Raw genomic sequence first — 24,815 nt, forward strand, 5'->3', positions numbered from 1 at the left:
CCGGGCGTTGAGCCCCCGTTAGAATGGTTGTCAATCGCTGCTCGCAACGTTTTCTGCGTACGCGCGCCGCCCGCCCTATGAGACGGAGGTCACGTGCTGATTTCACTGGCCTTCTTCGCGCTCGCTGCGATTCTTGCTCCGGCGCTCACGCGGGTGCTCGGCCCCCGCATTTTTTATGTCGCGGCACTCGTTCCGCTCGGCGCGCTCATCCCTTCGATCGCTGCAGCACCGACCGTGCTTGCCGGTGGAATTGTGCGCGAATCGATCGAGTGGGTTCCGCAGATCCACCTCGCACTCTCGCTGCGGCTCGACACGCTCTCGTGGATCATGACGCTCATCGTGCTCGGCGTCGGCTCGCTCGTGCTCTTCTACTGCGAGCGATACTTCTCTAACGACGAGCCGGGCCTCGGCCGATTCGCCGGATTCTTCATCGCGTTCAGCGGGGCGATGTATGGACTTGTCGTCGCGGACGACATCTTCCTCATGTTCATGTTCTGGGAGGCCACCACGGTGTTCTCCTACTTGCTCATCGGCCACTACACCGATCGCAAGGCAAGTCGCGGTGCCGCGCTCCAGGCCCTGCTCGTGACCACAGCGGGCGGGCTCACCATGTTCGTCGGGCTCGTCGTCATGGCGGCCGCAGCGGGCACAACGAGTTTCACCGGCATCATGGCGGACCCTCCCAATGGCACCACCGTCACGGTCTCGGTGTTCCTCATCCTGGTCGGAGCCCTGTCGAAGTCGGCCCTCGTGCCCTTCCACTTCTGGCTCCCCGCGGCGATGGCCGCGCCCACCCCCGTCAGCGCTTACCTTCACGCCGCCGCCATGGTGAAGGCCGGCATCTTTCTCATCGCCGCAATGGCTCCGGCATTCGCCGAGATTGCCGGGTGGCGCGAGGTGCTCGTCGGCTTCGGCGTTCTCACCATGCTCGTCGGCGGCTGGCGTGCGCTGCGGCAGACAGACATCAAGCTCCTGCTGGCCTACGGCACGGTCAGCCAGCTCGGCTTTCTCACGGTGATCGCCGGGTACGGCACGCAAACGGCGGCCCTGGCGGCCCTCGCCCTCCTCGTCGCCCACGCCCTGTTCAAGTCGGCTCTGTTTCTCGTCGTCGGGCTCATCGACCACTCCACGGGGACCCGAGACCTTCGCAAGCTCAGCGGTCTTGGCCGCAGTCGTCCTGCCCTTGCGGCCATAGCGACGCTCGCCGTCGCCTCGATGGTGGGGCTTCCGCCCCTCTTCGGGTTCGTCGCCAAAGAGGCAGTCTTCACGGCGTTCCTCGACGGCACAACGCTCGGACTCATCGCCCTCGTGGGGGTTGCGGTCGGTTCCATGTTCACGGTTGCCTATGGCGCTCGTTTTCTCTGGGGAGCGTTCGCTCGCAAGCCCGACGTTGCCGACATCGACGTGAAGCACGATAGGGCGGATGCCCTCGCGAGCCCGTTCATCCTGTCTCTTGCTGGCCTCGGGCTCGGCCTTGCGTCGGGGTGGCTCGACCCGTTCTTCCGCGGTTACGCCGAGCTGTTCCCGCCGGACGGCGAGAACTATCACCTGGCGCTGTGGCATGGGATTGAGCCGGCTCTGGCGATTTCTGCGATCACACTTGTCGTGGGGCTGCTGCTCTTTTGGAAGCGTGCCAGGGTGTCGGTTGCGCAGGCCAGGGTTCCCGCGATCATTAATTCGGCCGACGGGTACTGGAGGGTGCTGCGGTTTGTGGATCGCACGGCCGCGCGGATCACCTCCACCACACAGCGTGGTTCGCTGCCGTTCTACCTGAGCACCATCCTGCTGATGCTCGTGCTTGCAGTGGGCACGACCCTCGTGCTCAACCGCACCTGGCCTTCTGCGATTCTGCTGTGGGACTACCCGGCTCAGATCGCCATTGCGGTGATTATGATCGTGGCGGCTATCGCATCGGTCAGAGCCGATAAGCGGTTCACCGCCGTCGTTCTCGTCGGCGTAACCGGCTATGGCATGGCCATGATCTTCGCCCTGCAGGGTGCCCCCGACCTCGCTTTCACCCAGATGCTGGTCGAGACCGTCACTCTCATCGCCTTTGTGCTGGTGCTGCGCAGGCTCCCCAGGCGCATCGGCGTTGCCCACGGGCGACCCCGATACCGCGCGCTTCGAGCTGCCCTCGCTATTGCGGTCGGTCTCACGATGGCCGTCGTTGTCGTTGTCGTGCTGAGTGCACGGGTCGACGAGCCGATCTTCGCCGAGTTCGCGAGGCTCGCCCTTGAGAAGGGCCACGGCGCCAATGTCGTCAACGTCGCCCTCGTCGACGAGCGAGCATGGGACACGATGGGCGAGCTCTCTGTGGTCATCGTGGCGGCGACCGGTGTTGCGAGCCTGATCTTTCTCGATCGCCGCACCGACGATTTGGCCCGGCCCAAGCTGCCCCGTGGCCGTCGCAGGCTGTTCCGGCAGAAGCCGATCACCGAGCCGGCGCGCCGACCCGTCGCGGCAGAGGACGACACCGAGACGATGCATGCGTGGCTTCTCGCGGGCCGAACCCTCGCCCCCGAGAACCGCTCGATTCTGCTTGAGATGACGGTGCGCCTGGCCTTCCACTCGATCATGGTCGTCTCGTTCTTCGTGCTCTTCAGCGGGCACAACGCTCCCGGCGGTGGCTTCGCGGCCGGCCTGATCGCCGGTATGGCACTCGTCGCCCGTTACCTCGCGGGAGGGCGGTACGAACTCGGTGCCGCTGTCACTATCGACGCAGGCAAGCTGCTGGGCTCGGGAATGCTGCTCGCTGCGGGCACGGCGGTGGCACCGCTGTTCTTCGGAGCCGACGCCCTGACCTCGGCATTCTTCGAGGCGGAGGTCCCCATATTCGGTCACATCGAGTTCGTGACCTCAACGATCTTCGACGTCGGCGTCTACCTCGTTGTCATCGGCCTCGTGCTCGACGTTCTGCGAAGCCTCGGCGGCGAAGTCGATCGCCAGCAAGAAGAAGAAGACCCCAACACTCCCAATGAGCACCTCGACGAAAGGGTGGGCGCATGACCGTATCCCTCACCCTCGTCGCCGTGATGGCCGTGCTCTATGCCTGCGGCGTCTACATGATGCTCGAGCGCAGCCTCACCCGGGTGCTTCTCGGGTTTCTGCTCGTGGCCAACGCCACAAGCCTGCTGCTTCTGCTCATGGCGGGCCCGCCCGGTCTCGCGCCCATCCTCAACTCCGGTACCGATGTTTCTGAGATCGCCGACCCGCTGCCCCAAGCCTTCGTGCTCACCTCGATCGTCATCACGTTCGGCGTCTCGGCATTCTTACTAGCCCTCATCTATCGCTCATGGCGCCTGTCGCAGGCGGATGAGGTTGTGGACGACCCAGAAGACCTCGCGATCGCGCAGCGCGATGCCGAGGTCGAGGCCGACCTGCTCTACCCCGACCCGCGAGATCCTGAGGTCGACCACCTTGATGAACTAACCGCAGCGCACGACCTGGCCGAAACAGGGGAGGAGGAGAATTGATTCAGCTCATTCCCCTCGTCGTAATCCTTCCGCTGCTCGGCGCGGCCGGCGCCCTCATCGCGGGCAAACGCAAACGCCTCCAGGTCGGTGTAACGGTTACGGCCCTTGTGGCCGTGCTTGCGGTCAGCATCATTCTGCTCATCCAGGTGGATGCCCAGGGTGCACTGGTCATGAACGTGGGCGGATGGGGCGCGCCGTTCGGCATCGCCCTGGTCGTCGATCGGCTCTCTGCCCTCATGCTCGTGGTGTCGGCTGCCGTGCTGCTCGCGGTTCTCGTGTTCTCGGTGGGCCAGGGTATGGCCGACGGCGATGATGAGACCCCCGTCTCGATCTACCACCCGACCTACATGGTTCTGGCCGCCGGTGTCTTCAACGCCTTCATCGCGGGCGACCTTTTCAATCTCTACGTCGGGTTCGAGATTCTCCTCGTGGCGAGCTATGTGCTGCTCACGCTCGGCGGCACAGGCCCGCGCATCCGTGCCGGTGTCACGTACATCGTGGTCAGCCTTGTCTCCTCAGTGCTCTTTCTCGCCTCGATCGGCCTGATCTATGGCGCGCTCGGCACCGTGAACATCGCGCACATCGCCATGCGCATCGGCGAAATTTCACCCGACGTGCAGCTGATTCTCCACGTGATGTTGCTCATGGCCTTCGGCATCAAAGCCGCCGTTTTCCCACTCTCGTTCTGGCTCCCCGACTCGTATCCCACCGCGCCAGCCCCGGTCACTGCGGTGTTCGCCGGGTTGCTCACCAAGGTGGGCGTCTATGCGATCATCCGCACCGAGACCGTGCTGTTCGCAGGCAATCAGCTGCGGGATGTTCTGCTCGTCGTTGCCCTTCTCACCATGATTGTCGGAATCCTCGGTGCCGTGGCTCAGGCGGACATCAAACGACTGCTGTCGTTCACGCTCGTCAGCCACATCGGATACATGGTGTTTGGCATTGCCCTGGGAACAGCGGCAGGGCTCGGGGCCACCATTTTCTACATCGTCCACCACATCACGGTGCAGACGACGCTGTTTCTCGGCACAGGGCTCATCGAGCGTCAGGGCGGGTCCACCTCGATCAACCGGCTCGGCGGACTGCTCAAGGCGGCCCCCGTTATCGCCGTGTTGTTCTTTATTCCCGCGCTCAATCTGGGCGGCATCCCGCCGTTCTCCGGCTTCATTGGCAAGCTGGCCCTCTTCGAGGCCGGGGCAGCAGAGCCAGACTGGTTGGTCTATGTGCTCATAGGAGCCGGCGCGCTCACCTCGCTGCTCACCCTGTATGCCCTTGCCCGCGTGTGGAACATGGCGTTCTGGCGCAGCCAGTCCGAGGTCGAGCACTATGAGTCGTCGCTGCTCGACCAGCTGAGCGAGGCCCCCGGCATCCAGACCCAGAAGCGCACCAAGAGCTCGCCCCGACTAATGACGGGTGCCACCGCCAGCATGGTGGCCCTCACTGTTGCGCTCACGATATTCGTGGGGCCGCTCTTTGCGATTGCTACCCGAGCGGGCGAAAACCTGGAGACCCCCGCAACCTACATCGAGGTTGTCTTTCCCGACGGAGACCCGACGGTTTCGTCGCCGGGGTCCCCGGGCTCAGAGGGAGGTGAATGATGCCGCACACCGCCACCAACCTGGGCCGTCGTTTCGTCAGCCAGTTGCCCCTTCTGGTGTGGCTCGTTGTGCTCTGGATGCTTCTCTGGGGTTCGCTCTCCTGGCTCAACCTCGTGACCGGCATCATCGTTGCGGGGCTCGTCACTCGGGTGTTCTTTTTGCCGCCCGTCGAGCTCTCCGGCCGATTCAACGTTTTCTGGGCGATCGTCTTTGTCTTCACCTTTCTCTGGGACGTGGTGCGAGGCTCCATCACGGTCGCGCTCATTGCGCTCAGCCCGCGGCTCAAGCCCATGAGCTCGGTCGTCGCGGTGCCCCTGCACAGCAAGTCAGACCTCGTCATGCTCCTGGTGTCACTCAACATTTCCCTCGTCCCCGGATCGCTCGTGGTTGAGGCCGACAGGCTGCGCTCAATCCTTTATGTGCACGCCATCGACACCAACAATGCGGAGGACGTCGAGTCGGCGAAGCACACGGTGCTCACGGCCGAGCGGCGTATCGTGCGGGTCATCGGATCCCGCGAGGATGTTGCGCTGTGCGAGCGAGCGTGGAGGCAGTCATGATCCCCATCGTCTATGGAATTGTCGGACTGCTGTTTGTGTTCGCGGCTGCGGCATCCGTCTATCGCATCGTTCGCGGACCGGCCATTCTCGACCGCATGATCGCCTCTGACATGCTCGTCACCACGATCATGTGTGTGCTCGGCGTCGACATGGTCGTCAACGATCACGTGCGGTTTATCCCCATCATGCTCGTGCTCGCCCTTATCGCGGTCTTCGCGAGCATGACGGTGGCCCGATACGTGTCTAAGCAGTCGGCAGAGGATCGGCCGTCGCATCAGAGCCCGGTTGCTAGAGGGAGAAACTCATGACTCTCGACAGTGTGCTCGATGTTCTTGCCGCCATCTGCCTCGTGGCAGCAGGGCTTCTTTCGGTCGCGGCGGGCGTTGGCCTGATTCGGTTCCCCGACGTGCTCTCCCGCATGCACGCCGCTACGAAACCCCAGGTGCTGGGGCTCATGCTCATCGTCGCGGCGATCGCCCTCTCGGAGCGCAGCATCACGACTCTGCTCATGCTGATCCCGGTGGTGCTGTTCCAGATGCTGACAGCGCCCATTTCGGCCCACATGATCGGTCGTGCAGGCTATCGAGCTGGCAACATCGACGAGGATTACCTGCTCGTAGACGAACTCGATGACGCCATCGAGCGTGCCCAGGAGGGTGCCGAGGCGCGTGAGGTCGTGGAGCAGGTCGCTCCGCAGGGCCCGCGAGACTAGCCCGCTGGCTGGTGCCCCGCTGGCTGCCCCGCTGGCTGGTGCCCCGCTGGCTGGTGCCCCGCATCCGCTGAGGGGCGTCATATGCGGCTTGCAGCTCCCCGCGAAGACACATTTCGGACCCCTCGGCAGGGGTGGGCGAAGCGCTAGACGTCGACGCGGTCGAAGAAGCGGCCGGTCACGGCGGTCGGGATGATGCGCACGTAGTGCTTCTTCTCGGTTGGCGCCCAAGGGTTCAACGGTGCCGCGTCGGCGTCCCGCACGTCGGCGGGGTCGGTGAGAACGCGGGCGGTTCCCTTGACGACAACGCTCCACGCCTCGACTCCCGTTGACCCGTCGATCTCAAAGGCGACATGGGAGTTGGCCGTGAGCGATGCGAGCTTGGTTCCGGGGGCGGTGCGGAACAGCAGTGTCGACCCGTCAGCGAAGTAGTTGATGGGAAAGATGTCGACGTCGCCGTCGGCGCTCACCGCGAGGCGGCCCAGCGAGTTCGCCTGAAGCATCGACCAGCACATCGCGTCGTCCAGGTGGTGGATCGGATGCTCGTTCTGCGTCATTGCGGTGCTTTCGGTGCGAAGGGGGTGCTGTCGGCGTTATGCCGTTGGGGGCGCCGCGTCAGCCTCTGGCGAGCTTCTCGAAGAGCTCTTCGTCGGCCGCGAGGCGGCGAGGCGACAGCCATAGCCCGACTGCAAGCGCGACGAGGGGACCGGCCGCGATCGACGCGACCCAGATCCATCCGCCATCGAAGGGCATTCCGAGCCACGTGAGCGCTGACCACACGACGGCACTAACCGCAGTGCCGATCGCGGGGAGGAGCGCCATGCCGCGCGTCGAGAGACGACCGACGGCAAAGTGCACGCCGAACGAGAGAAAGAGCCCACCGAGAACGGCGAACAGCATCTCCATGTTCACGCTACGAAGCCAACCCTGCGCGGTGTCTCTGCGCCGATTTCGATGTAGCCGAACGATGCGACGGGAACCAGGTAGAGGCTGCCCTTGTCGTCGGCGAGGGAGAAGTACTTGGCGTCGGAGTCGACAGCCTTGGCTACGAGTGCCTGGATTTCTGCCGCTGTCTGGCTCGACTCGAAGTTGAGCTCGCGGGCGCTGTTGATGATGCCAATTCGAATATCCACGTGCTCAGATTACGACACAACGGCCCAGGGAGTGCGCGCGTTCGTCGTGGGCGCAATCGCGTCGTCGATGGGCTGGCATCCGATGTCGGGGGCGGGCGCTAGCGTGGTTTCTATGCAGAACGAGGGGGAGCGCGCGGCGCAGGACGAGGGCGACGGCGCACTCGTTCTCGATGCGTCGCAACGTGCTGTGCTCGATTTGGCGCCCACGGCATCCGGTTCTGTCATCGGTGCCCCCGGGTCTGGCAAGACCACGACGCTTGTCGAGCTGGTCGCGGATCGGGTGAACCGGCTGGGCTGGCAGCCACACGAGGTGGTCGCCCTCACCACGGGGCGAATAACTGCCACGCGTTTGCGCGACCGGTTGGCTATCCGCGTAGGGCGACCGACCACGGGTCCGCTCGCCCGCACGGTCAACTCCCTTGCCTTCGAGGTGGTTGGCCACTCCGCCAGGCTGCATGACCGCCCCCGGCCCCGGCTTATTACGGGTGGCGAGCAGGACACCGACCTCGCGAGCATGTTGAGCGGCCACATCGAGGATGGCACCGGGCCGCACTGGCCGGAGCACCTTGACGACACGGTTCGGCAGCTCAAGGGCTTTCGCACCGAGCTGCGGGAGCTGATGATGCGCGCAACTGAGTTTGGGGTGACCCCCGATCAGTTGCGCGCGCTCGGCCGTGAGCATGACCGCCCCGAGTGGGTCGCCGCGGGCGACTTCATCTCTGAATACAGCGCGGTGCTGGGGCTGTCTCGCCCCGACCAGCTCGACTCCACCGAGCTGGTGCGCGCCGCAGTGTCGGCGATTGACCGCGGCGAGATCCCCGATTCGGTGGCGAGCCTGCGGATGGTCGTTGTCGACGATTTTCAAGAGGTCACCGAATCCACATTGAGCCTGTTGCGGAGCCTGGTTGCGCGGGGCATCGCCGTGGTCGCCTTCGGCGATCCAGACACCGCAGCGAACGCGTTTCGCGGCGGAGAGCCGCACGCGCTCGGGCGGCTCTCGTCCGAGCTCGGTCTGGCCCCGGTCGCGCCCCTGTACCTCTCCACTGTGCACCGGCAGGGCGGCGACGCAGCCGCCCTCGTGCGCAGGGTCACATCGCATATTGGTACGGCATCCGCTGGGCAGCAGCGCAGCGCAGCCTCCGCCGATGGCGCGCGGGGGAGCCTGAGCACGGTGCTGGCGCCGACGCCGTCGCGGGAGTGGTCGACGCTGGCGCGGCGGCTGCGTGAACGCCATCTGCGCGAGGGCGTGGCGTGGAACGACATGGCTGTTGTCGTGCGCAGCGGCGGCCAGGTGCCAGCGATCGCGCGGGCCCTTGCCCTGGCGGAGGTGCCGACGCGAACCACCCTGGCCGCGCGTCCCTTGCGCGACGACGGTGCGGCGCGCAGTCTTCTCACGGTTATCGATATCGGCATCGGCCGGACTCCGCTCACGGCGGAGCTGGCGACGACTCTGCTGTTGAGCCCGTTCGGCGGTCTCGACCGCCTCGACCTTCGTCGGCTGCGCCTTGCGCTGCGCGCTGAGGAGATCGCGGGAGGGGGCAACAAGCTCGGCGACGAGCTCGTGCTCGATGCCCTGAGCGCGGTCGGCCGGTTCGCGACAATCGATCATCGGGTGGGGCGTCGGGCGGAGCGACTCTCCGGCACCCTCGCGGGTGTGCGGGAGTCGTTCGAGGCGGGGGCCACGATCGAGGAGCTTCTGTGGCTCGCGTGGGAGCGCAGCGGCCTGCCGCGCACCTGGCACGATGCGGCCCTCGGCGGTGGCATTCTCGCAGCGGAGGCCAACCGCAATCTCGACGGCGTGCTCGCTCTGTTCTCCGCGGCGAAGCGCTTCGTCGAGCGTGACCCCGACGCGCCCGCTCGCGTATTTCTCGACGAGGTACTCGACGCCGACGTGCCGGAGGACACCCTGTCGCCGCAGGCGAGGGGAGAGTCTGTTCTTGTCACGACGCCCGCTGGCGTTGTGGGCCTCGAGTTCGACACCGTTGCCGTGTCGTCGCTGCAAGACGGAATCTGGCCCAACCTGCGCATCCGGGGCACGCTGCTCGGGCCGCAACAGTTGGTGCGCACGATCGGAGGGCTCGCTGATGCGACCCTCGATGAGCGCCGCCTGGTGAGAGACGACGAACTGCGGATGTTCGCTCTGGCGATTTCGCGGGCGCGCAGCGAGGTCATCCTCTCGGCGGTAGCAAACGACGATGAGGCGCCGAGCATGGTGTTCAGCCTCGTGCCGGACGGAACTCCGACTCTCGATGCATCCGCCACAGTGCCGCTCTCGCTCAGGGGGTTCACGGGCCGTCTGCGGCGGGAGCTCACTCGCCCGTCAACGACCGATGTGGCTCGGCGTCATGCGGCGGCGGCCCTCGCACGACTGGCCGACGACGGCATCGCGGGGGCCGATCCCGCGCACTGGCACGGGCTCATCGAGCCGTCGACCACCGAGCCCGTTTTTGGTGACGACGAGCAGGTGCCCGTGTCGCCGTCGCGCTTGAGCGCGTTCGAAGAGTCACCGCTCGACTGGTTCATCGACACGATTGCCGGGTCGGCGCCCAGCACCGAGATGAGCCTCGGCACGATCATCCACTGGGCTATGGAGACGGCGGAGGAGGCGAGCGTCTCGGCGATCTGGGAGTCGATCGAGAGCCGGTGGAATGAGCTGCTTTTTGAGTCGCCGTGGCTCGCCGAGCAAAAGAAGACGGCGGCCAGGGCGCTTGCCGCGGGCGTCGCCGAGTACCTCGCCGACTTCACCCGTGACCGAAAGCAACTGATCGGGGCCGAGAGCGAGTTCACCTTCGACCTGGACCGAGCGACCGTGCGCGGCACCATTGACCGGGTTGAACGAGGACCCGATGGCAGTGTCGTCATCGTCGACCTCAAGACGGGCTCGCCCATCACCAAGACATCCGACATAGAGACGCATCCGCAGCTGGGTGTCTACCAGCTGGCCTATGCCCAGGGGCTCCTGGACGAAGCCCTCGACGCGCATGGCGAGCATCGACCGGGTGGCGCCAAGCTTCTCTTTGTGAAACAGGGGGTGAGGGGCAAGTCCTATCGAGAGGGGCAGCAGCCTGCTCTTACCGAGGAGCAACTGGAGGAGTTCCGCAATCGCATTCGGCTTGCGGCGCTCGGCATGGCCGCAGCATCCTTCCCCGGAATGAATGACATCGACGAGCGCCGCTTCGGCGCGGCCCAACGCCGGTTGCACAGGGTAAGGGCGGTCTCCAGTGACTGATACGGCGGTTATGCGTGACGACGATGAGCTAGCGCGCGCCGACGCGGCGCCAGCGAGGGTGTTGAGCGCCGACGAGATCGCCGACGCACTGGGGCAACATCGGCCCACCCCTCAGCAGCGCGCTGTCATCGAATCCCCCCTCGAGCCGGCCCTTGTCGTGGCCGGAGCGGGCAGCGGCAAAACAGAAACCATGGCGTCCCGCGTGCTGTGGCTCATCGCCAACGGCCATGTTTCCCCTGGCCAAATTCTGGGGCTCACCTTCACCCGCAAGGCCGCCGGGGAACTCGCCGAACGCATCCGAAACCGCATTGCGCAACTGGCGGATGCCGGCCTCGTTCCCGGCGAGCACGATCCGTTCGATACCCCAACGGTGGCCACGTACAACTCGTTTGCCAACACCATCTACCGCGATAACGCCATGCTGTTGGGGCGAGAGAGCGACGGCGACGTGCTGGGAGAGGCCTCGGCGTGGCAGCTTGCGAGAAGCATCGTGATCGCGAGCCAGGATGAGCGGCTCGCCTCGGTCGATAAGAGCCTCGACACGATCACGAGGGCTGTGCTCGATATCAGTCACGGGCTCGCTGAGAACATCGCCGACGCCGATGATGTTGCGGCGATGGCCGAGGAGTTCGCACGTATTGCCGACCTGCCTACCGGAGGGCGAGGTGCCTACGCCGAGATTGAGAAGCACGCTGCCGTCGTAGGCTCGCTGCCTCTCCTAATCGACCTGGCCCGCCAGTTTGAGCGGGCCAAAGCCGAGCACGGCTTTGTCGAGTACTCCGACCAGGTGGCTTTGGCGCTTGAACTCGTGCGCAAGGTTCCCCGCATTCGTGACGACCTGCGCGGCCAGTATCGGGTTGTGCTGCTCGACGAATATCAAGACACGAGCGTCGTGCAGACTTGGCTGCTGTCTGGCATCTTCGGCGGGCATCCCGTGATGGCGGTCGGGGATCCGCACCAATCGATCTATGGATGGCGCGGCGCAAGCTCTGCCAACCTCGAGGACTTCGCCCGGCAGTTCGGCGAGCCAGCCACGAGCGTTGCCGAGTTCTCGCTCGCCACGAGTTGGCGCAATGGCCACGGCATCCTCGAAGCCGCGAATGCGCTTGTCGATCCTTTGACAGCCACGACGAGAGTTGCCGTTCAGCGCCTTCAGCCGGCGCCGACGGCCACCGATTCCCCGATCTCCTTCTCCTATGAGGAGGATCTCGCGACTGAGGCAGACACGGCGGCGCGGTGGCTAAAATCCCGCCTCGCTGTGCCCGTGCGTGATGGCGCAGGTGTCAGGGCGCCGAGCGCCGCGATGCTGTTTCGCACCCGCAAGACCCAGGCGGTCTTCATCGATGCGCTGAGGCAGCACGAGATTCCCTTCCATGTGCTCGGTGTCGGAGGGCTCATGGAGGAGCCCGAGATCGCCGATCTCGTCAGCGCCCTCACGGTGATCAACGACCCGGCCGCAGGCTCGGAGCTCGTTCGGCTGCTCTCGGGCTCTCGATGGCGCATCGGTGCCCGTGACCTGCACGGGCTTCGCCGCATCGCATCGCGGCTGCGCGATCGAGATTTTGCCCACCGGCCGCTCGACGACGAGATTCGGACTCGATTGCGGGAGTCGGTTTCTGACGACGACGGGGCGTCGATCGTTGATGCTCTCGACTTCGTAGCAACGGCCAAACCCGACCACGGCCTGATCACAGGAATTAGTGACGAGGGGCTCGCTCGACTCCGCGACGCCGGTGCTGTGCTCGCTCGGTTGCGATCCCGCAGCGGGCTTGACCTGCTCGATTTCGTGACGATGGTCGAGCAGGAACTCATGCTCGATATCGAGGTCGCCGCCAACCCCGACCGTGTGCTCGGTCGGGCACCACTCGACGCCTTCTTCGACGCACTCTCCGGCTATCTCACGGTGGATGATTCCCCCAGCCTGAGGAGCTTTCTTGGCTGGCTGCGGGAGGCCGCCTGGCGCGACAACCTTGCGCCGCGGCCGGAGGAGGCGGAGCCCGGCACCGTGCAGATCATGACCATTCACGGCTCGAAGGGGCTTGAACGGGACATCATCGTCGTGCCTCGGCTCGTCGACGGTGAACTGCCGGGAACTCCCCTTGAGGGCACGGGCGCGTGGTTGGGGTTCGGCCGCCTGCCGTGGGAGTTCCGGGGGGACGCCGCCGAGCTGCCCACCTTGGAGTGGCGCACGGCCGAGACCCGCAAGGAGCTTGTCGACCTCATCGCCGACTTCAAAGCCGAGGTCTCTCACCACCATGAGCGCGAGGAGCGTCGCCTCGCCTATGTGGCAATTACGCGGGCTCGGCATGACCTTTTGCTCACAGGATCCTTCTGGTCCGGCCAGGTCAAACCGCGGCGGCCGAGTTCGTTTCTTGTTGAGCTCGCGGCGCTCGGCATCGTTCCTCCGCTGCCTGAAGGGCCAGCGGAGGAGTTTGCCCCCGATGGCATCGACGAGTTCGATGTGGTGTGGCCCTTCGACCCGCTCGGGGGCAGGCGCTCTCGAGTTGAGGCAGGCGCTGCCCTCGTGGAGGAGGCTCGGCTGGCCCTGACCGCAGGCACCGAAGTGACCGCTGGCGCATGGCAGGACGATCTCGACCTGTTGCTCGCAGAGCGCAAGCGGCGCACCGAACCAGCCGGCAGGGCTGAACCGCCGATTCGGGTGCCCGCCTCACGCTTCAAGGACTATGTGACAGACCCGGATGCTGTGGCCGCCGCGCTGCGCAGGCCCATGCCCGAACGCCCCTATCGGGCTACTCGGCTCGGCACGCTTTTTCACGAGTGGGTGGAGGACCGCTACGGGGTGCATGGTTCGAGCGAGGAGCTCGACGCATTCGACGATGAGATCGACCTCGGCGACACCGTCGACTCGGCCGTCCTCAGCCAGCAGCTTAAGTTTGACGAGCTTCGACGCACGTTCGAACGGTCGCCGTGGGCCAGCATCCGGCCCGTCGACGTGGAGCGGGAGATTCATCTGCCGCTCGCCGATCGTGTCGTGATCTGCAAGATCGACGCCGTGTACCCGCTTGAGGGCGACCGGTTTCAGGTTGTGGACTGGAAGACGGGCAAGGCCCCGCGCGATGCCAAAGACCTCGAGGACAAGCAGCTGCAGCTTGCGCTTTACCGGCAGGCGTATGCCGAGTGGCGCGGCATCGACCCTGAGCGGATCGACGCCGTGTTCTACTACGTCTCAGACGACGCGATCATTCGGCCGGAGCGCATTTTCGATCGGGAAGAGCTCGAGGCTCTCTGGCGGGCGTCGCGCACGCGCTGACCGTGCTGCGCTGACCGTGCTGCGCTGACCGGCACGCGCTAGCTGACCTCACGTGCCTAACGCTCGCCTACGCGCTGTCGCTGCGTCGATCCCGCGCGTCGAGCATGGCTTCGACCTCATCAACAGCCATGACCGGGATCGTGTCGTGCGTGATGTTCTTGTCGAGGTTGTTCTCGACGCGATCGACAAGGTTGTGCAGCATGGAGACGGCGTCGTCGATGACCTCGTTGTCGCGCGTCTGGGTTCCGTGCAGCAGCCACTTGGCAAGCTGGAGCTCTGCATAGAGGCGGGCGCGCTGCACGATCTGCCGGTCGCTTGAGCCGCGGGCCAGCTGATAGGAGTCCACGATGCTCTGAGCCACGGAATCCGGCGCCCCCATCGCCCAGAAGAGGTCCTGCGCTGGGTCATCGACGGCGAGGGATTGCCAGCCAAGAACGCCGCAGACCTCTCCGCCGGTCTGTCGAAACGACGAAGTCGAGATGGAGCCGTTGACCACGGTGGGCACAAACTGCCACAGCGCCGTGTCTTCTGTTGCCCGCTCCCAGCGGCCAAGGAGTGTTGCGGGCACGAGGCTGGTCGCCGATGCCCGATCCATGAGTATCGAGACGGCTCGAAGAACCTCGTGCGGTGCGCGCACGGGCAGCCCCGCGTCGGCGACGAAGCTTGTGGGCAGCATATGGATGGCGGCGATGGCGCGGCCAATCGAGGTGGCGAGCCCCTCCCCGGCAGGGATGGAGGCGAGGTGAACGGGGTCGCCATACACGTGCTCGAACACCACGGCGCGGGTCGAGTCGACGGCGGTTTGCCCCACGATCTTGCTGACCTCAAACGGCAGGCGACCACGCACTCCGGTGCTGAGCGCGGAGAGTGACTGGATGTCGGCGGACTGCTCGTTTTCTGCCCGCTCGGTGGTGGGTACCCGCACAACGAAGTGGCGTCCGTCGCCACCGGTGATGATCGCGGAGTCGAAGTCGCCGTTATCGCCCGTGTCGTAGCTTCCCACTTGGCGCACGTCGAGACCATCGACTGCGGCGGTTGCCAACGCGGCTAAAGTGAGATGCGATCTTGCCATACCTACAGGCTAGGTCGACATACGCCGCCAGGGGTCTTACGCCACGCGTGTGGCGAATGCCCGGTGGGCATACCTTCAAGATTGGTTCGTCTGCATGCTCCGTGATCGTGACTCCCGTTTGCCCGTGTGGCGTTCGCAGGTGGACCGCGATGCCCCGCTGCGCATCCGTGACGACGCGCTCGACATTCTCTTGGCAGACGAGGCCACACGGGTGCTTGCCGTCCGCCGTGGCTCCGCCCTTTCGCAGGGCATGTCGCTCGCTTTGGTGCCGCTCTCGGAGCTTCCCGAAGGGGCAATCCAGTCGGCGGATGCTGTTGTCTACCTGGGCCGCTCGCTCGATGAGGGCGCTCCTGAGCCCGCCGGCACCCCGGTCATCGCCGTTGCCGTTTCTGAACCGGTTGCGCAAAAACTAGAGACGCCGGGCCGTACCTGGATTAACCTCCGCGCGCTCGGGGGTGACGCGTCGAAGCGCGACACAGAGCTGCTGTCGCAGGCATTTGCCGTCATCAACTGGCACGCTTCGCACGGTTTTTCTCCGCGAACGGGCGCAGCCACCGTGCCGGTCAGCGCAGGCTGGGTTCGCAAAGGTATTGACCCTGAGCATGAGATTTTTCCCCGCATCGACCCGTCGGTGATCGTGGCCGTTCTGGATGCCGACGATCGCATCCTGCTCGGATCGAATGCGATGTGGGAGGCCAACCGGTTCTCGCTGCTCGCGGGCTTCGTGGAGCCGGGGGAGTCGCTTGAGGCGGCCGTCGAGCGCGAGATCCTGGAGGAATCGGGAATCTTCGTGACCGATGCCCACTACCTCGGCTCACAATCGTGGCCCATGCCGGCATCGCTCATGCTGGGGTTTGCCGCGAGGGTCGACCCCGAGCGCGAGTCGCTTCTGCGACCCGACGGCGAGGAGATCTTGGAGCTTCGGTGGTTCAGCCGCGAGGAGCTGAGAGACTCCCTCGACACGATTCTGCTCCCGGGGCGGGCGTCTATCGCCCGGTCGATTCTCGAGTGGTGGTTCGGGGAGCCCATCCCCGAGGGACAAGCCACCGGTATCCCCCGGTGAGTGGGGTAGCCGACGCCGAGGCGCTCCTGGCTCGCCTCGATTCCGAACAGCGTGAGGCCGCGCTGGCCACGCACGGCCCTGTCTGCATGCTCGCCGGTGCTGGCACCGGCAAGACCACCGCGATTACCCACCGAATTGCCTATGGCGTCGCGTCGGGCGTGTACCCGCCGAGCAAGGTCATGGCGCTCACGTTCACGGCCAAGGCGGCGGGGGAGCTGCGGTCGCGCCTCAGGCGGCTCGGCGCCTCGGGCGTCTCTGCCCGCACCTTTCACGCCTCGGCCCTGGCTCAGCTCAACTTCTTCTGGCCTCAGGTGATCGGCGGCACTATGCCCCGCATCGTGGACAGCAAGGGACGACTGCTCGGCCAGGCAGCCGAATCTCTGGGGCTCAAGCTCGACACGGCAACCCTTCGCGATCTGGCCGCAGAGATCGAATGGCGCAAGGTGTCTCGACTTAGCCTCGATGAATATGCCGAGGCAGACCGGGCGTTGCCAGCCACCGTGAATCTCGACCGCATGGTTGCGTTGCACAAGGCTTACGAAGACATCAAAGATTCACGTCGGCAGATCGACTTTGAAGATGTTCTGCTCGCGACGGCGGGCATGATCGAATCCGAACCTCGCGTCGCCGACCATGTGCGGGAGCAGTACCGCTTCTTCGTCGTTGATGAGTACCAGGACGTCTCCCCGCTTCAGCACTATCTGCTCCAGCTGTGGTTGGGCGACCGCCAGGATGTGTGTGTCGTCGGAGACGCCAGCCAGACTATTTATTCGTTCGCCGGGGCATCGTCACGCTTTCTCCTACGGTTCCCCTCTGAGTACCCCGAGGCGACGGTTGTGCGCCTCGAGCGCAACTATCGCTCAGCCGGTCCGATCATCGAGACGGCCAACCAGCTCATGCGCGGTCGCCCGGGTGCCCTCGCGCTGCGCCCCGCGCCACCGGCGTCGACGTCGGCCGCCAAGACCAAGCAGTCCGCCGCCCCCACCTTCACCGCCCACGCCTCGGATGGTGCGGAGGCGAGGGCTGTCGCCCGGGCTATCGAAGCCGAACTGGCCGAGGGTGTGGAGCCGCAAGACATCGCTGTTCTCTATCGCGTGAACTCGCAGGCGGTTCTTCTCGAGGCGGCCCTGGGTGACCTCGGAATCACGACGAGGCTCACGGGAGCGAAGCGGTTTTTTGAACTGCCCGAGGTGAAGCAGGCGATCATGATGCTCAAGGGCGCGGTCGTCGGCGGTGCCGCCGAACCGCTGTTCAAGACCGTCAGCGATGTTCTGCGCTCGCTCGGTTGGTCGCAGCAGGCGCCGGAAACCCGCGGAGCAGTGCGTGATCGCTGGGAGTCGCTCAATACGATCATGACCCTCGCGGAGGAGGCGGGCAGAGGCATCCCGCTGCGTCGATTCGTCGACGACCTGAGCGATAGGGCCGCTACCCAGAACGAACCGACCATGCGCGCCGTGACCCTCGCGACCATCCACGCGGCAAAGGGCCTCGAGTGGTCGAGCGTCTACCTCGTTGGCCTCGGGGAGGGGCTGCTGCCCATCACCTACGCCAAGGACGAAGCGGCGATCGATGAGGAGCGGCGGCTGCTCTATGTGGGGATTACGCGAGCACGGGATCGACTGGCGCTCTCGTGGGCAGCTGCAGGACAGGGCGGCCAGCGTCAACCAAGCCGTTTCCTTGCGGAACTGCGCACCCGCACTCCTGGTGCACGCTCCACTCGCGGCTGACGCGACTGCCCGTCGCGGCCTCGATGCTCGTTGAGGTCGACACGGGGGTCTCGCCTCCTGCGAGCCGTGCCTCGATCAGGCGCATGACGTGCGCCGTGACTTCGGAGGCGAGCAGGCCGGTATCGAGGGCGCTTCGCCGCCCCCACAGCTGGGATGCGATGGCGGGCCATGCCGCGTCGTCGTCTCGACGATGCAGGTCAAGACAGTGCAGGCAGGCGGTTCGACCCGGCTCCACAAGCGGTCCGAGCCGAACGGCCTCGTCGCCGAGCACCACAGGAAGGTGCGCAATATCGCGCCGAAGCCACTCGCCGCGCTCGCTCGGCACCGTTACGTAGTGAGAGACGATCACGGCGATCGCGGGGCGCTGGGTGGCCGGCTCCCTGAGCAGTCCGCGCTCATCGAGGGCAAATCGCAGACGATCCGCCGTGATGCCCACTCCCGTCACCACAACGCCGTCCGGGTCCGCCGGCACCGGGCGAGGCACAAGAGCGGGGGCGAGCATGCTGAGAAGGGCGTCGACGTCGTGCTGCGCTATCGCGGCGGCGTCGGCGATGAGACCCAGCGCAGGTCGGCTCGTGCCGCCGACGAGTGCGGCGAGCAGGCGTTCCTGCGCATTGGTCACGCCGGACATCACCACCGCGGGGCGATCCACCCCGATCTGCAAGCTATCGGGGCTGCGCCAGACGAGGGGGAGTCGGGGGTCGATTCGCAGGGGCACGCCGTCATGATGGAGCACTCGGCGGGTCAGCCGCCGAAGTTTTCCACACGCCGCCTGTCTTAGCCTTCTGTGGGGCGCTCGCCGTTGTCGTCGCCGAGCAACTCTTCGATGGCCCTGTCGATGTCATCAAGCTCTGGCTCGGGGCCCGTAAGGCGGGCGATGAGCTCAGCCGGGGAGTCGATATCGGCCGAGGTCGGCACAAGGTCGGGGTGTGACCAGAGCGCGTCGCGTTCGTCGGCGCCAACGGCATCCGTCACCTGCTGCCACATGGCCGCAGCCTCCCGCAGGCGACGGGGCCGCAATTCGAGGCCCACCAGGGTGGCGAAGGCCGACTCGGCCGGGCCGCCCGATGCCCTGCGGCGACGCACCATCTCGGCGATGGCGGCGCTCGATGGCAGCCGCGTCGTCGCGCTCGCCGTCACGACATCGACCCATCCTTCGATGAGGGCCAGGATTGTTTCGAGCCGGGTGAGGGCCGCAATCTGGGCCTCCGTCTTGGGCGGGATGAGCGCGCCACTCTGCAGAGCATCCCGCAACTGCTCCGGGTTCGACGGGTCGAAGTCGATGGCGAGCTGCTCGAGCGGCTCCGTGTCGATGTGGATGCCACGGGCATATTCGGTGATCGCCGAGATCAGCTGCAGACGCAGCCACTTTGCGTGACGGAACAGGCGGGCATGAGCCAGCTCGCGAACCGACAGGTAGATCTGCACCTGGTCGGCCGGAATATCGAGCCCCTCACCAAACGCGGCGACGTTCTGCGGCAGGATCGCAGCCTGGTGCTCCGAGACTCCCTCGGCGCTGAGAAGTGGGATGCCGATGTCGCCGCCGGAGACGACCTCGGTCGAGAGCTGGCCCACAACCTGGCCGAGCTGCATCGCGAACAGCGTGCCGGCGATATTGCGCAGCAAAGGGCCAGCGTTCGTGAGCATGCTCGCGATCTCTTCAGGAGCCTGCTGGCGAATCACGTCGGTCAGAGCATCCGCAATGCTCGTGGCGACGGGCTCGGCAAGCTGGGTCCACACGGGCATTGTTGCCGAGACCCATTCACTGCGGCTCAGAATGCGGGGCTCGACGGTGAGTTCGGTGATCGAGGTGACCTCGCCGAGCCACAGGGCGGCGATCGAGAGAACCTGGTGAAAGGCCTCGCGGTCGGCAGGGGTGACGGCAGAGACGTCGGCGGAGGCGATAGCAATGGCCTGTTCGCGAGCGACATCCCAGTTGATGCCGTCGCCCGACTGCTGAAGTGCGCTCTGCAGCTGGCTGATCAGTTGAGCAATGAGACGGGGGTCATCGGGGAGCCCTGCGGCTCCGGCGAGGCGCTGCGGGTCGATGTCGGAGTTGCCGGAAAGAAGCTCCCGAAGCATCTCCCGGAACTCCTCCTCTGGGTCGCGTTGGGATTCATCAGCCATACGAACTACGCTAGCCGCTGCATCCTCTGGATGCCTGTGTTTTGACCGGAGGCAGCCGCCTCGACTGTGCGCCCGTGGCGAACAGCGCTGCGAAAGGACCACGGTGTCGCTCTTCACCACCCCCACCAACAGCCAGGGCAGAGATCGGTTGCCTCGACGGCTCCGAGTGGGGTGGACTCTCGTTCTCGTTGCTGCAGCCGCAATCGTGGCGTTTTCGTTCCTGCCCACCCCCTACGTCATCCAACAGCCCGGGCCCGTCTTCGACACCCTGGGCACGGTCGAGATCGATGACAAAGAGGTTCCGCTCATCGACATCGACGCCGAAACCTATCCGACGGACGGGTCGCTCGACATGCTCACGGTGAGCGTCGTCGGCAGCAGGGAGACGCGGCCCAACTGGTTCTCGGTCGCGCAGGCCTGGTTCGATTCGAGCAAGGCTGTGCTGCCCCTCGACTCGATGTACCCACAGGGTGTCACCCTCGAGCAGAGCCGCGAAGAGAGCCGCATCGAGATGGAAAACTCGCAGCACGATGCCGTAGCGGCCGCCCTGCGCCAACTCGGCTACGACGTTCCGACGACCCTCACCATCGCGACCGTCGAGGAGGGTTACCCGGCCGAAGGGCTCCTCGAAGTCGGCGACCAGATTGTCACCGTCAACGGTGAGTCGTTCGCCGATGTAGCGAGCATGCGAGAGGAGTTGGCCGACAACGGAACCGAAAGCCCCGCAACGATCGAGGTGGTTCGCGATGGCGAAGCCAAAACGTTCGAGGTGACGCCCGTGCCCAGCGAGCTGACGGGCGTGCCGATTGTGGGCGTCGCCGTGCAGGTCTCCTATGAGCTGCCGGTCGATGTGACGATTCGTCTCGACAAAGTGGGCGGACCGTCGGCCGGGCTGATGTTCGCGCTTGGCATCTACGACAAGCTCACGCCGGGCGATGAGACCGGGGGAGAGAGCATCGCTGGCACCGGGACCATCACGGGGACCGGCGAGGTCGGGGCGATCGGCGGTGTTCGGCAAAAGATGTACGGAGCCCTCAAGGCGGGCGCCGACTGGATGCTCGTGCCGGCCAGCAATTGCGCCGACGTTGCAGGAAACGAACCGGATGGGCTCTCGGTTTTTGCCGTAGCAACGCTAGCCGAGGCGCTCACGGCACTCGAGGGAATCAGTGGCGGATCGACCGACGATCTGCAGACCTGCGACGCCGTCGCGGCGGCCGCGGCTCGCTGAAAGGCGTTCTCGCAGGATCGCAGTATTCCGGCACGTTAAGCTAGGCGTACGACGCCCGAGTTCTCACCAGGAGTACAGTGACTTCCGCACAAGCCCAGACACCCAGCTCAAGCAAGCGGGGAACGCTCGTCATCACGGCAGTAATCATCGCTGTTGCCGTAGTGCTGTTCTTTCTCTTTTCCGGCCTCTACACCGACTGGCTCTGGTACGAGCAGCTCGGGTTCGAGTCTGTTCTGACCACTCAATGGCTCGCCCGAAGCGTGATGTTCGCCATCGGTTTCGTCGCCATGGCGGTGCCCGTCTGGGCCAGCATCGAGATCGCGTTCCGCAAACGCCCGGTCTACGCCAAGCTCAACGCGCAGCTTGACCGCTACCAGCAGGTCGTCGAGCCGCTGCGTCGCCTCGCGACCTTCGGCATTCCGATCGCGTTCGGTTTCTTTGCGGGAATCGCCTCGGCATCCCGCTGGGAGGTTGCGCTCATGTGGCTCAACCGCACGCCCTCCGGTGAGGTCGACCCGCAGTTCGGGCTCGACATCTCGTTCTACCTGTTCGAGCTGCCGTTCTACCAGGGCGTCGTCACCTTCGCCTCGGCGGTCGTCATCATCTCCGCTCTTGCTGCTCTCGCGACGAGCTACCTCTATGGCGCGATTCGCGTCAGCGGGCGCGAGGTGCGCATCTCCAAGACGGCGCGCATCCAGCTTGCAGTCATGGCCGCCATTTATCTGTTGCTGCAGGCCGTTGCGTTCTGGCTCGACCAGTACGCGACCCTCTCCGAGTCGAGCAGCGGGCTCATCACGGGTGCGTCGTACACCGACGTCAACGCCGTGATCCCCGGCAAGGCGATCATCGCCGGTGTTGCCGCCTTCGTCGCCGTGCTCTTCTTGATCACGGCCTTCATTGGCCGCTGGCGCCTGCCGATCGTTGGTACCGCGCTGCTCATCGTGAGCGCCATCCTCATCGGATCGGTCTACCCGTGGATCATCCAGCGCTTCCAGGTCGAGCCGAGCGCTCGCAGCCTCGAGTCGACCTATATCGAGCGCAACATCGAGGCAACTCGAACCGCATACGGTGTTGAGGATGTTGTGGAGACGCCATACTCGGCGACCTCCACTGCAGAGCCCGGCCAGCTGCGTGACGACGCCCAGACCACGGCGAGCATCCGCATCCTGGACCCTGCGCTCGTGTCTGACTCGTTCCGCCAGCTTGAGCAGATCAAGCAGTACTACTCGTTCGCCGAGCACCTCGACGTTGACCGTTATGTGGTCGACGGCGAGACGCAAGACACCGTAATCGCGGTGCGTGAGGTCAACGCCGCCAACACGGGTGGAACGAACAGCAAGTACAACCAGACGTTCGTCTACACGCACGGCTACGGCGTTGTCGCCGCTGCTGGAAACCAGCGCACGGCCGACGGCATGCCCGAGTTCACGGAGTCTGGCATCCCCAGCACCGGAATCCTGGGCGAGTACGAGCCGCGCATCTACTTTGGCGAGTCGTCGCCCGAGTACTCGATCGTCGGAGCGCCAGAAGGTGCACCCAAGATCGAGCTCGACTACCCGTCGGGTGGAGAAGAGAGCAACCAGAACGCCACCACCACCTACCAGGGTGATGGCGGGCCCAAGCTCGACAACTTCTTCAAGCAGCTCATCTTTGCGATCAAGTTCCAGTCGGAGCAGATCGTACTGTCGGATGCCGTCAATTCCGACTCGCAGATCCTCTACGACCGTGACCCGCGTCAGCGTGTGCAGAAGGTTGCGCCGTACCTCACCCTCGACAGCGATGCCTACCCGGCCGTGGTCGACGAGAAGGTCGTCTGGGTTGTTGACGGTTACACGACGAGCGCGCAGTACCCGTACTCGCACGTCGAGGCGCTGAGCACCTCGATCGTCGACACCTACACCGACGAGCCGCTGGTTCCGCTCGACCAGATCAACTACATCCGCAACTCGGTCAAGGCGACCGTCGATGCCTACTCCGGTGAGGTCACCCTCTACGCGTGGGACGACGAGGACCCCATCCTCGAGACGTGGCAGAAGATCTACCCGAGCACGATCAAGCCGGCCAGCGAAATGAGCGAGCAGCTGCTCGACCATGTTCGTTACCCCGCCGACCTGTTCAAGGTGCAGCGCGCCATCCTCGGCACGTACCACGTCACCGATTCGAACTCGTTCTACTCGGGCGACGACGCATGGGCCACCCCGGTTGATCCAACGGCTCCTGCCGCAACCGCCAAGGCTCAGCCGCCGTACTACCTGTCGATGCAGCTGCCCGGAATGGAAGCTCCGGCGTTCTCGCTCTACTCGACCTACATCCCCAAGTCGGCGGGTGAGTCGCGCAACGTGCTCACGGGCTACCTCGCGGTCAACTCCGACCCGGGCGAGGACTACGGAAAGTTCACGCTGCTGACGCTGCCCAAGCAGGACACGGTGCCAGGCCCCGGCCAGGTTCAGAACAACTTCAACGCTGACCCCACGGTCTCGCGTGAGTTGAACATCCTCAACCAGGGCGCCACGACGGTCAAGAAGGGCAACCTGCTTACCCTTCCGGTCGGTGGAGGCCTGCTCTATGTGCAGCCGGTCTACGTGCAGTCGACGGGTGAGACCAGCTACCCGGTTCTGCAGAAGGTGCTCGTGAACTTCGGTGACAAGATCGCCTTCGAAGACAGCCTGGATGCTGCCCTCGATGCGATCTTCGGCGGAGACTCCGGCGCCGCTGCGGGTGATCAGGGTGTCCCCGGTGCAACACCGGGAACGCCCACCACGCCGACGACGCCCGACACCGACGGTGACGCAGACGGCGCGACCGGCGGCGACGCCGGCACCGAGTTCGAGCAGGCTCTGGCCGACGCTCAGTCAGCACTCAAGGAGCGCGAGGCCGCGTACGCTGCCAACGATCTCGTTGCTGCGGCCCAGGCCGACCAGAAGCTCCAGGACGCCCTGGAGAGGCTCTTCACCGCATCCAACTAACGCTGCACCGAAGCCGCCCGTGGTCAAGCGGGCGGTTTCGGTGTGGTAAAGTTGTCTCTTGTAACGCGGGGTGGAGCAGCTCGGTAGCTCGCTGGGCTCATAACCCAGAGGTCGTAGGTTCAAATCCTGCCCCCGCAACCAAATCCCGGTTCTGAAGTGTTTCAGCAATTGGGTAACAAGGACCGGGACGATTGAAAAATCGTCCCGGTCCTTTTTTTGTTGCCTACTTCTTGTTGCCACGATCGCGTCAGCCAATGGTTTCGCCTCGGCGGCTGCGTGAGTGGCCACTTTCTGCGCCATAGCTCGAGTTTTGATGCAGAATCTGACCACTCGCCAGTCCGCGAGTGGGCATGAGGCCCCTACTTCTCCGAGCGGCTGGTCGATGGTCAGTCAGAAGCCGTTCGGAGTTGCTCCTGCCACCGCCGCCGTTCTCGGGCGACGAGCACGGCAAGTATTCCCAAGACCCCGATGTCGTCCGCGAAGCCGAGCGGCCCCAGCAGCAGTTCGGGGATGAGGTCGATCGGCGAGATCGCGTAGACAGCGGCGGCGATCGCGGCGATCCAGGTCGTCGGCGAGACGCGGTGCTCCCCGCGCCTGACCGCGTTTAGGAATCTCCACATGCACTAAGTGTGCATCACCGTCCGCGGCGAGGAAAGGTA

The 24,815-nt window shown here is 65.2% G+C and carries 18 protein-coding genes and 1 tRNA gene; 13 read left to right on the forward strand and 6 right to left on the reverse strand.

Going from position 1 to position 24,815, the window contains the following annotated elements:
- Positions 1-93 precede the first annotated feature (93 nt).
- From C2138_RS03285 to mnhG, 6 genes are read left to right on the forward strand one after another with little or no spacing between them, the layout of a single operon-like run.
- Complete coding sequence (locus C2138_RS03285; RefSeq protein ID WP_108515503.1) at positions 94-3,006, forward strand: Na+/H+ antiporter subunit A; 2,913 nt, start codon at positions 94-96, stop codon at positions 3,004-3,006.
- Complete coding sequence (locus C2138_RS03290; protein WP_108515505.1) at positions 3,003-3,473, forward strand: Na(+)/H(+) antiporter subunit C; 471 nt, start codon at positions 3,003-3,005, stop codon at positions 3,471-3,473. The genes C2138_RS03285 and C2138_RS03290 overlap by 4 nt, the downstream gene beginning before the upstream one ends.
- Complete coding sequence (locus tag C2138_RS03295) at positions 3,470-5,071, forward strand: Na+/H+ antiporter subunit D (RefSeq protein ID WP_108515507.1); 1,602 nt, start codon at positions 3,470-3,472, stop codon at positions 5,069-5,071. The genes C2138_RS03290 and C2138_RS03295 overlap by 4 nt, the downstream gene beginning before the upstream one ends.
- Positions 5,071-5,631, forward strand: a complete 561-nt coding sequence (locus C2138_RS03300; protein ID WP_206749484.1) for a Na+/H+ antiporter subunit E — start codon at positions 5,071-5,073, stop codon at positions 5,629-5,631. The genes C2138_RS03295 and C2138_RS03300 overlap by 1 nt, the downstream gene beginning before the upstream one ends.
- Complete coding sequence (locus C2138_RS03305; protein ID WP_108515510.1) at positions 5,628-5,939, forward strand: MrpF/PhaF family protein; 312 nt, start codon at positions 5,628-5,630, stop codon at positions 5,937-5,939. Before C2138_RS03300 ends, C2138_RS03305 begins: the two co-directional genes overlap by 4 nt.
- On the forward strand, positions 5,936-6,343 hold the full coding sequence (gene mnhG, locus C2138_RS03310) for a monovalent cation/H(+) antiporter subunit G (protein WP_108515512.1): 408 nt from the start codon (positions 5,936-5,938) through the stop codon (positions 6,341-6,343). Before C2138_RS03305 ends, mnhG begins: the two co-directional genes overlap by 4 nt.
- 143 nt (positions 6,344-6,486) lie before the next feature.
- Here mnhG and C2138_RS03315 read toward each other — a convergent pair whose 3' ends face one another.
- The 3 genes from C2138_RS03315 to C2138_RS03325 are packed head-to-tail and all read right to left on the reverse strand — an operon-like array spanning position 6,487 to position 7,473.
- Positions 6,487-6,897, reverse strand: a complete 411-nt coding sequence (locus C2138_RS03315; RefSeq protein ID WP_108515514.1) for a pyridoxamine 5'-phosphate oxidase family protein — start codon at positions 6,895-6,897, stop codon at positions 6,487-6,489.
- Between the two features lie 58 nt (positions 6,898-6,955).
- Positions 6,956-7,246, reverse strand: a complete 291-nt coding sequence (locus C2138_RS03320; protein WP_108515516.1) for a hypothetical protein — start codon at positions 7,244-7,246, stop codon at positions 6,956-6,958.
- Positions 7,247-7,248: 2 nt separating this feature from the next.
- Positions 7,249-7,473, reverse strand: a complete 225-nt coding sequence (locus C2138_RS03325) for a DUF3107 domain-containing protein (RefSeq protein WP_108515517.1) — start codon at positions 7,471-7,473, stop codon at positions 7,249-7,251.
- A 31-nt stretch (positions 7,474-7,504) separates the two neighbouring features.
- Here C2138_RS03325 and C2138_RS03330 point away from each other — a divergent pair, with 31 nt between their 5' ends.
- Together C2138_RS03330 and C2138_RS03335 are read left to right on the forward strand one after the other, a co-directional pair.
- Positions 7,505-10,702 carry an ATP-dependent DNA helicase gene (locus C2138_RS03330; protein WP_241961160.1) on the forward strand — a complete coding sequence of 1,066 codons (3,198 nt, stop codon included), beginning with the start codon at positions 7,505-7,507 and terminating at the stop codon, positions 10,700-10,702.
- A complete protein-coding gene (locus C2138_RS03335) occupies positions 10,695-13,973 on the forward strand; it encodes an ATP-dependent helicase (protein ID WP_338418815.1) in 3,279 nt (1,092 codons plus the stop codon). The genes C2138_RS03330 and C2138_RS03335 overlap by 8 nt, the downstream gene beginning before the upstream one ends.
- Before the next feature lie 67 nt (positions 13,974-14,040).
- Here C2138_RS03335 and C2138_RS03340 read toward each other — a convergent pair whose 3' ends face one another.
- A complete protein-coding gene (locus tag C2138_RS03340; RefSeq protein ID WP_108515521.1) occupies positions 14,041-15,045 on the reverse strand; it encodes a phosphotransferase in 1,005 nt (334 codons plus the stop codon).
- A gap of 94 nt (positions 15,046-15,139) precedes the next feature.
- Here C2138_RS03340 and nudC point away from each other — a divergent pair, with 94 nt between their 5' ends.
- Together nudC and C2138_RS03350 are read left to right on the forward strand one after the other, a co-directional pair.
- A complete protein-coding gene (nudC, locus tag C2138_RS03345; RefSeq protein ID WP_108515523.1) occupies positions 15,140-16,108 on the forward strand; it encodes an NAD(+) diphosphatase in 969 nt (322 codons plus the stop codon).
- Entirely contained in the window at positions 16,105-17,835 is a 1,731-nt protein-coding gene (locus C2138_RS03350; protein ID WP_241961161.1) for an ATP-dependent helicase, read from the forward strand. The genes nudC and C2138_RS03350 overlap by 4 nt, the downstream gene beginning before the upstream one ends.
- Before the next feature lie 777 nt (positions 17,836-18,612).
- Here the strand turns inward: C2138_RS03350 and C2138_RS03360 are convergent.
- On the reverse strand, positions 18,613-19,962 hold the full coding sequence (locus tag C2138_RS03360) for a zinc-dependent metalloprotease (protein WP_108515527.1): 1,350 nt from the start codon (positions 19,960-19,962) through the stop codon (positions 18,613-18,615).
- A gap of 103 nt (positions 19,963-20,065) precedes the next feature.
- On the opposite strand from C2138_RS03360, the gene C2138_RS03365 reads away from it, so the two are divergent.
- The 3 genes from C2138_RS03365 to C2138_RS03375 all read left to right on the forward strand — a co-directional run bounded on the left by C2138_RS03365 (position 20,066) and on the right by C2138_RS03375 (position 24,297).
- A complete protein-coding gene (locus C2138_RS03365) occupies positions 20,066-21,190 on the forward strand; it encodes a YlbL family protein (RefSeq protein ID WP_108515528.1) in 1,125 nt (374 codons plus the stop codon).
- 77 nt (positions 21,191-21,267) lie between these two features.
- On the forward strand, positions 21,268-24,156 hold the full coding sequence (locus tag C2138_RS03370; RefSeq protein WP_199220502.1) for a UPF0182 family membrane protein: 2,889 nt from the start codon (positions 21,268-21,270) through the stop codon (positions 24,154-24,156).
- Positions 24,157-24,220: 64 nt separating this feature from the next.
- A tRNA-Met gene (locus C2138_RS03375) sits at positions 24,221-24,297 on the forward strand.
- Positions 24,298-24,542: 245 nt separating this feature from the next.
- On the opposite strand, the gene C2138_RS03380 is transcribed toward C2138_RS03375, so the two are convergent.
- Complete coding sequence (locus C2138_RS03380; protein WP_108515530.1) at positions 24,543-24,776, reverse strand: DUF1232 domain-containing protein; 234 nt, start codon at positions 24,774-24,776, stop codon at positions 24,543-24,545.
- Positions 24,777-24,815 lie beyond the last annotated feature (39 nt).

Origin of the sequence: Salinibacterium hongtaonis (assembly GCF_003065485.1) — a bacterium.
GTDB lineage: Bacteria > Actinomycetota > Actinomycetes > Actinomycetales > Microbacteriaceae > Homoserinimonas > Homoserinimonas hongtaonis.

Coding starts and splice junctions, on each gene's coding strand:
- C2138_RS03290 (WP_108515505.1), top strand. CDS start 3,003: ATGACCGTATCCCTCACCCTCGTCGCCGTGATGGCCGTGCTCTATGCC.
- C2138_RS03305 (WP_108515510.1), top strand. CDS start 5,628: ATGATCCCCATCGTCTATGGAATTGTCGGACTGCTGTTTGTGTTCGCG.
- nudC (WP_108515523.1), top strand. CDS start 15,140: ATGCTCCGTGATCGTGACTCCCGTTTGCCCGTGTGGCGTTCGCAGGTG.
- C2138_RS03340 (WP_108515521.1), bottom strand. CDS start 15,045: ATGGCAAGATCGCATCTCACTTTAGCCGCGTTGGCAACCGCCGCAGTC.
- C2138_RS03360 (WP_108515527.1), bottom strand. CDS start 19,962: ATGGCTGATGAATCCCAACGCGACCCAGAGGAGGAGTTCCGGGAGATG.
- C2138_RS03315 (WP_108515514.1), bottom strand. CDS start 6,897: ATGACGCAGAACGAGCATCCGATCCACCACCTGGACGACGCGATGTGC.
- C2138_RS03320 (WP_108515516.1), bottom strand. CDS start 7,246: ATGGAGATGCTGTTCGCCGTTCTCGGTGGGCTCTTTCTCTCGTTCGGC.
- mnhG (WP_108515512.1), top strand. CDS start 5,936: ATGACTCTCGACAGTGTGCTCGATGTTCTTGCCGCCATCTGCCTCGTG.
- C2138_RS03380 (WP_108515530.1), bottom strand. CDS start 24,776: ATGTGGAGATTCCTAAACGCGGTCAGGCGCGGGGAGCACCGCGTCTCG.
- C2138_RS03300 (WP_206749484.1), top strand. CDS start 5,071: ATGCCGCACACCGCCACCAACCTGGGCCGTCGTTTCGTCAGCCAGTTG.